Origin of the sequence: Streptomyces coffeae (assembly GCF_016741875.1) — a bacterium.
Taxonomy (GTDB): Bacteria; Actinomycetota; Actinomycetes; order Streptomycetales; family Streptomycetaceae; genus Streptomyces; species Streptomyces coffeae.
Window position 1 is genome coordinate 65148 of record NZ_JAERRF010000011.1, and the last position, 12361, is coordinate 77508.

The window sequence follows — 12361 nt, forward strand, 5'->3', positions numbered from 1 at the left end:
CCAACTCCCCCCACTTTCCCCACCCTCACAACTCCATAGGCTCCAGCCGGCGCGCCGCTCTCGTCGCCGGTCTGGTCAACCCACCTGTTCGCATCATCTATCCGACGGGAGCACCTCTTCTCGTGGCCACGTTCCTCTACAAACTCGGCCGTTTCGCCTTCCGGCGACGCGGCTTTGTCGCCCTGATATGGGTGGCGTTGCTGGTGGTCGCCGGTGCCGGCGCGGCCACCGCCTCTCCGCCCGCCACCGAAAACTTCTCCGTTCCGGGTACGGAGGCGCAGAAGGCGTTCGACCTGCTGGAGCAGCGTTTCCCGGGCAGTAGTGCCGATGGCGCCACCGCGCGCGTGGTCTTCCGTGCTCCCGACGGCGAGAAGATGACGGACCCGGAGAACAAGCAGGCCGTCAAGAAGGCCGTCACCGAGCTCAAGTCCAGCTCCGACCAGGTCGCTTCGGTCGCCGACCCCTATGCCGCCAAGGGGGTCAGCAAGGACGGCTCCACGGCCTACATCCTGACCACCTACAAGGTCAACTCCATGGAGCTGGAGGACAAGACGCGGGACGCACTGGAGGACGCGGGCAAACACGCCCGTGACTCCGGGATGACCGTGGAGATCGGCGGTGACGCGCTCCAGGAGATGCCCGAGACCGGCGCCACCGAGGTGATCGGTATCGCGGTCTCCGCCGTGGTCCTCGCCATCACCTTCGGCTCGCTGATCGCGGCGGGAATGCCGCTGCTGACCGCTCTGATCGGGGTCGGTATCGGGATCTCCTCGATCACCGCGCTGGCCTCCACCCTCGGTCTCTCCAGCACCACGTCGACACTGGCGATGATGATCGGCCTCGCGGTCGGTATCGACTACGCGCTTTTCATCGTCTCCCGCTACCGAGCGGAGCTGGCCGAGGGACGGGACCGGGAGGAAGCCGCCGGACGGGCCGTGGGCACCGCGGGCTCCGCGGTGGTCTTCGCCGGGCTCACGGTGGTCATCGCCCTGGTCGGTCTCGCGGTGGTCAACATCCCGATGCTGTCCAAGATGGGCTTCGCCGCCGCGGGCACCGTGGTGATCGCCGTTCTGATCGCGATCAGCCTCATCCCGGCGCTGCTCGGCTTCGCGGGCAAGCGGATCATCAGCCGCAAGGCCCGCAAGGCCGCCGAGCAGGGCGCCGACACGGGCGAGAAGAAGGAGAACGCGGGCACCCGCTGGGCCCGGCTCGTCCTGCGCCGTCCGGTCATGGTGCTGGTGGTGGCCGTCCTCGGCCTGGGTGCCGCCGCCGTCCCCGCGGCGAGCCTGGAGCTCGGGCTGCCCGACGACGGCTCGCAGCCGACCAGCAGCGAGAAGCGCAAGGCGTACGACATGATCTCCGAGGGCTTCGGCCCCGGGTTCAACGGCCCGCTGATGATCACTGTCGACACCAAGAACAGCGACGACGCCAAGGGCGCCGTCAACGAGGTCCGCAAGACCATCAAGGGCGTCGACGGTGTCGCCGGGGTCACCCCGGCCACCTTCAACAAGGCCGGTGACACCGCCATGCTGTCGGTGGTGGCCAAGTACAAGCCCAGCAGCATCGACACCGAGCACGTGGTCGCCGACATCCGGGACAAGGCGGACTCCATCAAGTCCGACACCGGTGCCGAGATGCTGGTCACCGGGCAGACCGCGATGAACATCGATATCTCGAAGAAGCTCAATGACGCGCTGCTGCCGTATCTGGCGCTGGTGGTGGGTCTGGCCTTCCTGCTGCTGATGATCGTCTTCCGGTCCGTCCTGGTCCCGCTCAAGGCGGCGCTCGGCTTCCTGCTCTCCGTGGTCGCGGCGCTCGGCGCGGTCGTGACGGTGTTCCAGTGGGGCTGGGGGGCGAGTCTGTTCAATGTGGAAGAGCCCGGCCCGATCATGAGCATGATGCCGATCTTCATGATCGGTGTGGTGTTCGGTCTCGCGATGGACTACGAGGTCTTCCTCGTGACCCGGATGCGAGAGGCGTTCGTCCACGGCGAGCGTCCCGGCCAGGCCATCGTCACCGGCTTCCGGCACGGTGCCCGGGTGGTCACCGCCGCCGCGGTCATCATGATGAGCGTCTTCGCCGGGTTCATCGGCGCATCCGACTCGATGGTGAAGATGATCGGCTTCGGTCTCGCCATCGCGGTCTTCTTCGACGCGTTCATCGTCCGGATGGCCATCGTTCCGGCGGTGCTGGCCCTGCTCGGCAAGTCCGCGTGGTGGCTGCCGCGTTGGCTGGACAAGGCGCTGCCGAACGTGGACGTGGAGGGTGAGGGACTCCAGAAGCAGCTCGGCACCAACCCCTCGGCAACGGAGAAGGACGCGGAGCTGACGCGCGTCTGACCCGCGGACGTCCACGAGACGTCAACCGTGCCCTCGGCGGCCTTCCCACCAGCGGAAGGCCGCCGTCGGCGTTTTTTGCGATGACTCCGCTCTTGCGAACCCTTTGCAGGCAGGCGCTACCATCGAGCCGAAACGCGCAGCTCAGGAGCGGAGCCCCGGATGCATGTCCCCGACGGATTCATCAACGCCCCGGTGTCGGCGGCGACCGGTGTGGTCGCGGCCGCCGCCGTCGCGGTCAGTCTCCGCGGTGCCCGCCGGGAGCTGCTGGACACGGCGGGCGGGGCCGGTGCGGGCGGCGGGGAGCGCACCGCCCCGCTGGCCGGACTGGTCGCCGCGTTCATCTTCGCCGTGCAGATGCTCAACTTCCCGGTGGCCGCCGGGACCAGCGGCCATCTGCTGGGCGGGGCGCTGGCCGCGATACTCGTGGGCCCCTACACGGGTGTGCTGTGTGTGTCCGTGGTGCTGCTGATGCAGGGGGTGCTCTTCGCGGACGGCGGTCTCACCGCGCTCGGCGTCAACATCACGGACATGGCGGTGGTCACCACCGTCGTGGCGTACGTGATCTTCCGCGGGCTGCTGAAGCTGGCCCCGGGCCGCCGCCGCATGGTCACCGTCGCCTCCTTGGTCGCGGCGCTGGTCTCCGTACCGGCCGCGGCCGCCGCCTTCACCGCGCTCTACGCGCTGGGCGGCACCACCGACATCGCCATCGGCAAGGTCTTCACGGCCATGGTCGGGGTGCATGTGCTGATCGGCATCGGTGAGGCCGCGATCACCGCGCTCACCGTCGGCGCGGTGATGGCCGTCCGCCCGGACCTGGTCCACGGCGCGCGCGGGCTGACCGCACGCCCCCTGGAGCTGCGCAACACCGGCCCGGTGGCCGCCCCCGGCGCACCCGCCGTCGCGCGGACGGCCGACGAGCCCGAGGCCGCTCCGGCCCCGGCGGACACCGCCCCCGCTCCGGCCGCCGTCACCCCGCGCCGCTCCGTCCGGCGGGTCTGGCTGGCCGGTCTCGCCGCCGCCCTGCTCTGTGCCGGTGTGGTCAGCTTCTACGCCTCCGCCAGCCCCGACGGGCTGGAGAAGGTCGCCCACGACAAGGGCATCGACAAGAAGACCGAGGACCACGCCACCCAGGACTCCCCGCTCGCCGACTACGGCGTCGAGGACATCACCGACGCCCGGCTCTCCGGCGGACTCGCCGGGGTCATCGGGGTCGGGGCCACGCTCGCCGTGGGCACCGGGGTCTTCGTGGTCGTGCGCAAGCGCCGGGCGGCGGCCGAGCCCGCCGAGACGGTCTGACGATGGGCGCCGGCCACGCCCACCAGCTCTACCGGGAGGGCCGCTCTCCCGTGCACACCCTGCCCCCGCACTGCAAGATCGCGGCGGTGTTCTGCTTCGTCGTGGTGGTCGTCTCCACCCCGCGCGAGGCGGTCTGGGCCTTCGGGGCGTACGCGCTGCTGCTGGCGGGGGTGGCCGCGGTGGCGCGGATCCCGGCGGGTTTTCTGCTGCGGCGGCTGCTCATCGAGATCCCGTTCGTGGCCTTCGCCCTGCTGATGCCCTTCGTCGCGGAGGGCGAGCGGGTCCAGGTGCTGGGGCTGTCGCTCAGCCAGTCCGGGCTGTGGAGCGCCTGGAACATCCTGGCCAAGGGCACCCTCGGCGTCGCGGCCTCGGTGCTGCTGGCGTCCACCACCGAGCTGCGCTCCCTGCTGCTCGGGCTCCAGCGGCTGCGGATGCCCCCGCTGATGGTGCAGATCGCCTCGTTCATGATCCGCTATGGGGACGTGATCACCGACGAGATGCGCCGGATGCGGATCGCCCGCCGCTCGCGCGGTTTCGAGGCGCGGGGGGTCCAGCACTGGGGGGTGCTCGCGAAGTCGGCCGGGGCGCTGTTCATCCGCTCCTACGAGCGGGGTGAGCGGGTCCATCTGGCGATGGTCAGCCGCGGCTATACGGGCACCATGCCGGTGATCGACGATGTGACGGCGTCCCGGACCCAGTGGACGTACGCCGCCGCCCTCCCGCTGACCGCGCTGGCGGTCTGCCTGACCGGATGGATGCTCACATGACCGTCGCCGAGACGCCCCGGACACCGGCCACGGAGCCGGACGTGCCGCCCTCGCTCCAGGTGTCCGGCCTCGCCTACGCCTACCCTGACGGCCACCAGGCCCTCTTCGGTGTCGATCTGACCGTCGCCCGTGGTGAGCGGGTGGCCCTGCTCGGGCCCAACGGGGCGGGCAAGACCACCCTCGTGCTGCATCTCAACGGCATCCTCGACGCGGGCGCCGGAACGGTGACGGTCGCCGGACTGCCGGTGGCCAAGCGGAATCTGCCCGAGATCCGCCGCCGGGTGGGCATTGTCTTCCAGGACCCCGACGACCAGTTGTTCATGCCGACCGTCCGCGAGGACGTGGCCTTCGGCCCGGCCGCGGCCGGACTGCGCGGCGCGGAGCTGGAGGAGCGGGTGCGCACCGCGCTGGAGCGGGTCGGCATGGCGGACTTCGCCGACCGGCCGCCGCACCACCTCTCCTTCGGGCAGCGGCGGCGGGTGGCCGTCGCGACGGTGCTCGCGATGGAGCCGGAGATCCTGGTCCTGGACGAGCCGTCGTCCAACCTCGACCCGGCCTCGCGCCGCGAACTCGCCGACATCCTGCGCTCGCTGGACGTCACGGTGCTGATGGTCACCCACGATCTGCCGTACGCACTGGAGCTGTGCCCGCGCTCCGTGGTGCTCTCCGGCGGGGTGATCACGGCCGATGGCTCCACCCAGGAGCTGCTGTGCGACGAGGAGCTGATGCGCGCCCACCGGCTGGAGCTGCCGTTCGGCTTCGACCCGAGGTCGGTGACGGTCCCGCCGCGGTGACGGAACCGTTTCCCGGAGGGGCCCGGTCCGGGCCGTCGCCGGGGCCCGTTGCACCATAAGGAGATACAGCGGTAGACCCGGAGCACGTAGTCGGGTCGGCAGGGCAGGAGTCGGATCAGTGGTGGACGTCCAGGGCACGGTGGCCGACGGTTTCGAACCGGTCCGGGACGCTTTCGCGGAGAACTTCGCCCGGCGCGGTGAACGCGGCGCGGCCGTTGTCCTCTACCGGGAGGGCGAGAAGGTCGTCGACCTGTGGGGCGGTACCAAGCACGCGGACGACGCGGCGGAAGAGACCGGAGAGACCGGTGAGCCGTGGACCCGGGACACCGCGCAGGTCGTCCGGTCCGTCACCAAGGGCGTCGCCGCCGCGGTGCCGCTGCTGCTCCACCAGCGCGGCCAGCTCGATCTGGACGGCCGAGTGGGCACCTACTGGCCGGAGTTCAAGGCGAACGGCAAGGAGCGGGTGCTGGTACGGCATCTGCTGGGCCACCGGACCGGGGTGCCGGTGCTCGACACCCCGCTGACCCCGGACGAGGCGCTGGACGGCATATCCGGGCCGCGGGCCGTCGCCGCCCAGCGGCCCGTGTGGGAGCCCGGCACGGACCACGGTTACCACGCCCAGACCTACAGCTGGCTGATGAGCGAGCTGGTGCGGAGGGTGACCGGGCGGACCATCGGACGCTGGATCGCCGAGGAGATCAGCCGCCCCCTCGGCCTCGACCTATGGCTCGGGCTGCCCGAGGAGCAGCGCGGACGCGTCGGCCGGATCACGTCGGTGGAGGCGCCCGCGGGCCCCGCCACCCCGGGGCTGCGGCTGCGCCCCAAGCGGTCGGTCACCGAGGCGTACCAGGACCCGGAGTCGCTGACCCGGCGGGCGTTCGCCGCGATCACCCCGCTGCCGGACGAGAACGACCCGGCGTATCTCACCGCCGAGTTGCCCGCCTCGGGCGGGGTGGCCACCGCCGACGCGCTGGCCCGCTTCTACGCGGCGCTGATCGGCCCGCTGCCCTCGGCCCGTACCGCCCGCGCGGGCGGACGGCTCTTCGCCCCGGGGACCCTGACCCTGGCCCGTACCGAGGAGTCCGCGGGGCCGGACCGGGTGCTGGTGGTGGGCACCCGGTTCGGGCTCGGCTACATGCTGCACGGACCGGCGTCCCCGCTGCTGGGGCCCGGTTCCTTCGGCCACCCGGGCCGCGGCGGCTCCCTGGGCTTCGCCGACCCCGAGGCCCGGATCGGCTTCGGCTACGTCACCAACGGGATGCAGCGCGGGGTCACCGCGGACCCGCGTGCGCAGGCCCTGGTGCGCGCCGTGCGGACGGCCCTGGCCGCCCAGGGCGCGTAGCGCGCGGCCCGGCGCGCTCGGCGGAGGGCGGGCGCGTGGATACGGCGTGAACTACCTCTGGCCGCACGCCCCTTGAATGCCTCCGCACGCCCTCCGGTATCCGCGCCGGTGGGCCGATCAGGGCCAAGGGTCCCTATTGCGCCATCCCCGGGCTGCCCACACTGGAGGTCGTCCGGCAGGGAAGTGCCTCCGGCACTTCAGTGCCGTAGGGGCGCCGCCTGCCGGAATCGGGGGACGAACGGGGGGACAACCGGCGGAGCGAGGCGAGCGCGGACGCGGGCGGCCCATGGCCGTGCGCGTCACGGCGTTGCGCGCTCCGCCCTCCCCGGTGGCACGGCGGACAACGGCCCGCGCACCGTGCCGATCCCTGTCCCGCGCGGCGCGGGCACGGCACACGGCACGGCGAGGCAGCCGGGACAGGGGGGATCGGCATGAGGGACAGCGGTGCGGAGCACGGCGGCGGACCGCCGCTCCAGGTGGCGGTGGTGGAGGACCACGAGATGACCCGGCGGGGCCTGGTGGCCGCGCTGAACGCGGATCCCCGGCTGACGGTGGTGAGCGATGTGCCCTCGGTGGAGCGGCTGGCCGTGAGCGGCGCGGAGTACGACGTCTGCGTGGCCGATCTGCTGGGCGTCGGCACCGCCGAGCGGTTCACCGATCTGGTGCGCCGTTCGGACGTCGTGGTGTGCACGGCCTCCGAGCAGTGGCGGCAGCGGGTGGCGCCGTGGGTGTGCGGGGCGCGGGCGGTGTTCGGCAAGACGGTGAGCGCGGTGGTCCTGGCCAACGCCGTCTGGGACGCCCGCCACCATCCGCACTGGCTGAAACCGCATCTGGCGTCCGCCCTGGAGACGGCCGTACGGGAGTGCGGCCTCACCGTGGAGCCCTGTCTGGCCGATGTGCTGGCACGTACGGCCCGCGGCGGCCGGGTGGCCTGGATCCTGGACGAACTGGGCGTCACCGAGCAGCGCTACCGCGAGGGCCTCCATCTCCTCCGCACCCAGTGCGCCAGAGCGGGGCTCGGGCGGCTCACCCCGCCGGACCCGCTGGACCCGGGCGTCCCGGGCCAACGCGCCACCGCCCACGAGCCGGTGGTGTTCTCCAGCTGGGCGGCGGGGCTCAGCGACGGAATGGTCCGGGCGCTGGAGTGGTACGCGGACGGCTACTCCTACGAGGAGACCGCCGCCCAGCTGGGTGTGAAGGTCTCGACCGTCCGCACCCAGATCGAGCGGGCCATGACGGTCTGCGGTATCCGCTCCAAGCCCGCCGACGTCCGCATGATGTTCGCGATGTACGTCTGCTCCCGGCACAGCAAGCCGGATCTGCTGCTGCGCAGGCTGACCGCGCTGGGCGCCCATCCGCCGCGACGCGGAGCGGGCCGTTAGGGCCTGGCACCCTTCCCCGGACCGCTGTCGGATTCTGTCGTCACGGAGGACGACACCGGCCGCCGGGATTTCCCGCCTCACCATGGGACGCGGAGCGACACGTCCGGTGCGGAGTATCGGAAGCGGGCCCCCGAGGGGAGAGCGGGGGCCCGCCTTCCGAGAAACGGAGACGCCATGTCCGAACACCGCACCTGGCGGGACGGGGCGGCAGCCGACCGTCTGCTGGGCACCGCCGACACCATGCTCCGCCGGATCGAATCCCTCATCAGCTGGGGCGACCGGATCGGCGAGGCCAGGGACGAACTCAACGCCAAGCGCCCGCCGCTGCGCGAGGTCCTCGGCTACGCCGACGTGGTCGACTTCCTGGTCACCAACCACCCCAAGGCGCCCGGCGCGACGGCCGGGGCCGTCCTCCGCCGCCGCCAGGGCGGTGAATTCCTCGTCCAGACCTTCTTCCTGGGCCAGGACGGCACCCCGCTGGCCGACGGCCACCACCGCACGAGCCAAGGCGGTGGCGACGGCGACAACGGCCCGCCCGCCCCGCTCTGGATCTGCCGGGCCCGGAGGCTGGACGCCGAACTGTCCGACGCCTTCGGCGACACCGATCTCATCGTCTTCGGAGAGGCGGCACCGTCGTGCTGAGTCTGCTGGCCATGGTCCTCGTCGCGCTGGGCGGGCTGGGCGCCGTCGCGGTCGTCTACGTCGTCATGGTGACCATCGAATTCCTCACCGACTGGTTCCGCGCGCGCAGCGAGCGGCTCCAGACCGACCCCGACCTGCGCGCCATCACCGTCGCCGACGACATCCGCAACGGCAATGTCGCCTATATCCAGGGCCTGTTCGACACCTCGCTGGAGAAGTTCGTCGACAGCCGACGGGTCGAGGGCAAGCAGGCCGACGAGCGGGTCCGCCGCGCCCACTCCGCCCACCAGGTCGCCGTATGGGGATGACCCGCCGCGCCGCCATCCGCGCCGCCACCGAGGGGGGAGAGAGACCAGTGAAGAGCCACGCACGGAACGGTGACCGCACCACCGCGGCCACCGGACATCCCACGGCGCACACCACCGCCGCGCGCACCGCCTTCGCGGTCAGCGGTATCCCACGGAGTGCCGACGCCGTCGAGGCGGGGCTGCTGCGCACCCGGCTGATCGCCGCCGCCAAGGCGTTCAGTGTCAGCCACGGGCCGCGGCCGCTCACCGTCACCCTCACCAACCGGCCGCAGCCGGCGGACGAGTACGGCCCGGTCTCGGACCCGGGGCCGGAGCGCGATGAACCGTCCACGGCCGAACGGGCCCAGCGGTACACCGCGACCGCTCCGCTGCACACCTTCGACCGCCTGGTGCTCCCCGAGGAGACCCTGGACCACCTGCTGCGCGCGGTGCACACCGTGGAGCAGCGCGGGGTGCTGTTCGACGACTGGGGGCTGCGGAGCATCCAGCCGCACCCCAGCTCGGCGGTGAACCTGGAGGGCGTGCCCGGCACCGGCAAGACCCTGGCCGCCCACGCCATCGCCGACCGGCTGGGCCGCCCTGTGATCGCGGCGCGCGGCTCCCAGCTGGAGAGCAAGTTCCACGGGGAGGGCCCGAAGAACCTCGCGGCGCTCTTCCACGCCGCACGAGACCAGGGCGCGGTGCTCTTCCTCGACGAGGCGGACTCGCTGATGTCCGCCCGGTTCGAGACCACGACCCATGGCTCGGAGCACGCGGTGAACGCCATGCGCAGCGAGATGCTGACCGCGCTGGACAGCCATGAGGGGCTGGTGGTGTTCGCCACCAACCTGGTGACCGCGTATGACACCGCGTTCGACAGCCGGGTGTGGCACGTCCGCTTCCCCCGTCCGGACCGGGCGGCCCGCGCCGAGATCTGGCGGCGCCACCTGCCCGAGGCACTGCCCCGGGACAACACCGTCGCACCCGAGGCCCTGGCCGAGGTCGACGACGTCACCGGGCGCGACATCTGCCGTGCGGTGATCGACGCGGCGGCGGAGGTGCTGCGCAGCGGGCGGACCCGGGTCGGGCAGGAGGACCTGTTCGCCGCGGTGGAGCGCATCAAGGCCGGACGGCCCCGCCGTGGGGAACCGGAACCGGAACCGTCACCGGCGCCCGCTCCCGCGGCGATCGCCGAAGCCGTCGCCAGGGCCGTACCGCCACCCGCCGAAGGGGGCGAGTGACTCCGGTCCGTACGGCACCCCTTCGCGGCAGCGGTCTGAGCGTCCCTCGGTGGGCGCTCAGGAGCCGGAACGGTCAACCGGCGTGCAGCATCAGGCCGATACCCGCCACCATCAGACCGGCCGCCGCGATCCTCGGGGCGCCGAACCGCTCCTTGAAGAAGAGCGCGCCGATCGCCGCGCCCACGATGATCGACGACTCGCGCAGCGCCGCGATCGGGGCGAGCGGCGCCCGTGTCTGCGCCCACAGCACCAGGCCGTACGCGAAGACCGACAGCACCCCGCCGAGCAGCCCGCGCAGCGCGACCGGGCGCAGCTGACCGATGAGCGCACGGCGGCGGACGGCAAGGGCGTACACCGGGATCGCGAAGCCCTCCAGGATCATCAGCCAGGCGATATAGCCCATCGAGCTGCCGGAGGCGCGCACCCCCAGGCCGTCCACGACCGTGTACGCGGCGATGGACAGTCCGGTGGCGACGGCGGCGATGAGCGCCGGCCAGGGCCGTCCACCGTTCGCCGCGCCCTTCTCGCCGCGCACGCCGTTGTCACCGACGGCACCGGACGGCTGACGGCGGCCGCCCCGGATGCCCCACAGCGCCACGCCCAGCAGCCCCGCGGAGGCCAGCGCGATGCCCGTCGCCTGCCAGCCGTCCGGCGTCTCGCCGACGAAGACCGCGGCCAGCACGGTCACCACCAGCGGCGCGGTGCCGCGGGCGATGGGATACATCTGGCCGAAGTCGCCGAGGTGGAACGAGCGCATCAGCAGCACGTAGTAGATGACGTGCACCACCGCGGAGGTCAGCAGATACGGCCAGGCGGCGGCGTCCGGCACCGGGGTGAAGGCGGCCAACGCCAGCCCGCACACCGCCCCGCCGCCGCCCACCAGGGTGAAGGCGAGCAACTGGTCCCTGATGCCGTGCGCGATGGCGTTCCAACTGGCGTGGGTGATGGCCGCGATCAGCACCGCGGCCGCGACGAGCGGGGTCACGCGGTGTGCTCGCGCACACCCGCGTCCGTGCGCCGGACGGTCACCTCCGCCGCCGGGCCGAGTGCGCGCGGGATGTCGGCGAACCGTCCATGAGCCGCGGTATCCGGAAGGGTCATGGCTCGACGCTATCGGGGCGCGGATGGGCCACGCGAGGGCATTTCCCCGCGACCGGAATGCGGCTCGGGCCCGCCCCGTTGCCCGTGTCAGGCGCCCGGGGGCGGATTCTCCGCCCTCCCCGCGCACCACAACGTCATGAACGTCACAACGCCTTGAAGAGGAGACGTGCCGATGTCGCTGGGTATCGCTCTGCCCGCCGGTGACGACCACACCGGCAATCTGGTGACCGAGCTGATCGACCAGGTCCAGGAGGCAGCCGCGGCCGGGATCGGCACGGTGTGGTTCGCACAGCGCCAGGACGTCGACGCGATGACGCTGGCCGCGCTCGCCGGTCAGGCCGTACCCGGGATCCGGACCGGCACCAGCGTGGTGCCGATCTACCCCCGGCATCCGATCACCCTCGCCGCGCAGGCGCGCACCGCCCAGGCGGCCTCCGCCGGGCGGTTCCAGCTCGGTCTTGGGCTGTCCAGCAAGACCTTCGTGGAGGAGAGCTTCGGAGTCCGCTTCGATCGGCCCATCCGGCATCTGCGCGAATACCTCACGGTGCTCGGCGACCTGCTGCGCGAGGGCGCGGCCGACTTCGAGGGTGAGACGCTGCGCGCCCGTACCGTCTTCGGCCCGGTCACGGTGGCGGGCGCCGGAGTGCCCCCGGTGCTGGTCGCCGCGATGGGCCCGCAGGCGCTGCGCGCCACCGGTGAACTGGCCGACGGCACCGTGCCGTTCCTCGCCGCGCCGAAGGCCCTGGCCGAGTACGTGGTGCCCACGATCGGCGCCGCGGCGCGGGCGGCCGGGCGGCCCGCGCCGCGGGTGGCCTCCATGGTGCCCGCGCTGGTCACCGCCGATCCGGAGGCGGTACGGCGGCGGGCCCGCGAACAGTTCGCGTTCTACGAGGGGATCCCGTCCTACCGCGACGTCCTGGACCGTGCGGGCATCGAACGGGCCGGGGACCTCATGGTGATCGGCGACGAGGAGACCGTGGCCGCGGAGCTCCGCCGCTACACCGAGGCGGGCGCCACCGAGCTGATCGTCTCCCAGACCGGTATGGGCACCGGCGAGGAGCGGCGGCGCACCTGGCGGCTGCTGGGCGAACTGTCGGCCGCGAGCAGCTGAGATCGGCCGGGAGCGCACCGGCGTTCAAGACGGCGCCCGGACCGCCCGCCGAGGATCGG

The 12361-nt window shown here is 72.3% G+C and carries 11 protein-coding genes; 10 read left to right on the top strand and 1 reads right to left on the bottom strand.

The genetic code is table 11. The features are described 5' to 3' along the window. The first annotated feature begins 122 nt into the window (after window positions 1–122). The 9 genes from JK363_RS20410 to JK363_RS20450 all read left to right on the top strand — a co-directional run bounded on the left by JK363_RS20410 (window position 123) and on the right by JK363_RS20450 (window position 10090). The gene (locus JK363_RS20410) at window positions 123–2339 is read left to right on the top strand and encodes an MMPL family transporter (RefSeq protein ID WP_201876404.1); all 2217 of its coding nucleotides are present in this window, start codon (window positions 123–125) and stop codon (window positions 2337–2339) included. Between the two features lie 159 nt (window positions 2340–2498). Further along, window positions 2499–3635 carry an energy-coupling factor ABC transporter permease gene (locus tag JK363_RS20415; protein ID WP_201876405.1) on the top strand — a complete coding sequence of 379 codons (1137 nt, stop codon included), beginning with the start codon at window positions 2499–2501 and terminating at the stop codon, window positions 3633–3635. A 2-nt stretch (window positions 3636–3637) separates the two neighbouring features. Next, on the top strand, window positions 3638–4402 hold the full coding sequence (cbiQ, locus tag JK363_RS20420) for a cobalt ECF transporter T component CbiQ (RefSeq protein ID WP_201876406.1): 765 nt from the start codon (window positions 3638–3640) through the stop codon (window positions 4400–4402). Further along, window positions 4399–5196 carry an energy-coupling factor ABC transporter ATP-binding protein gene (locus JK363_RS20425; protein ID WP_201876407.1) on the top strand — a complete coding sequence of 266 codons (798 nt, stop codon included), beginning with the start codon at window positions 4399–4401 and terminating at the stop codon, window positions 5194–5196. The genes cbiQ and JK363_RS20425 overlap by 4 nt, the downstream gene beginning before the upstream one ends. Window positions 5197–5317: 121 nt before the next feature. Continuing rightward, on the top strand, window positions 5318–6538 hold the full coding sequence (locus JK363_RS20430; RefSeq protein ID WP_201876568.1) for a serine hydrolase domain-containing protein: 1221 nt from the start codon (window positions 5318–5320) through the stop codon (window positions 6536–6538). Between the two features lie 431 nt (window positions 6539–6969). Continuing rightward, window positions 6970–7920 carry a sigma factor-like helix-turn-helix DNA-binding protein gene (locus JK363_RS20435; RefSeq protein ID WP_201876408.1) on the top strand — a complete coding sequence of 317 codons (951 nt, stop codon included), beginning with the start codon at window positions 6970–6972 and terminating at the stop codon, window positions 7918–7920. A 174-nt stretch (window positions 7921–8094) separates the two neighbouring features. After that, window positions 8095–8562, top strand: a complete 468-nt coding sequence (locus JK363_RS20440) for a hypothetical protein (RefSeq protein ID WP_201876409.1) — start codon at window positions 8095–8097, stop codon at window positions 8560–8562. Continuing rightward, entirely contained in the window at window positions 8556–8870 is a 315-nt protein-coding gene (locus JK363_RS20445) for a hypothetical protein (RefSeq protein WP_201876410.1), read from the top strand. The genes JK363_RS20440 and JK363_RS20445 overlap by 7 nt, the downstream gene beginning before the upstream one ends. Window positions 8871–8917: 47 nt before the next feature. Then, window positions 8918–10090 (top strand): ATP-binding protein, encoded by a 1173-nt coding sequence (locus JK363_RS20450; RefSeq protein WP_307821800.1) that lies wholly within the window; start codon window positions 8918–8920, stop codon window positions 10088–10090. Between the two features lie 73 nt (window positions 10091–10163). Here the strand turns inward: JK363_RS20450 and JK363_RS20455 are convergent, their stop codons facing one another. Beyond that, a complete protein-coding gene (locus JK363_RS20455) occupies window positions 10164–11075 on the bottom strand; it encodes an EamA family transporter (RefSeq protein WP_201876411.1) in 912 nt (303 codons plus the stop codon). A 288-nt stretch (window positions 11076–11363) separates the two neighbouring features. Here JK363_RS20455 and JK363_RS20460 point away from each other — a divergent pair, with 288 nt between their 5' ends. Continuing rightward, on the top strand, window positions 11364–12302 hold the full coding sequence (locus tag JK363_RS20460; protein WP_201876412.1) for a TIGR03564 family F420-dependent LLM class oxidoreductase: 939 nt from the start codon (window positions 11364–11366) through the stop codon (window positions 12300–12302). Window positions 12303–12361 lie beyond the last annotated feature (59 nt).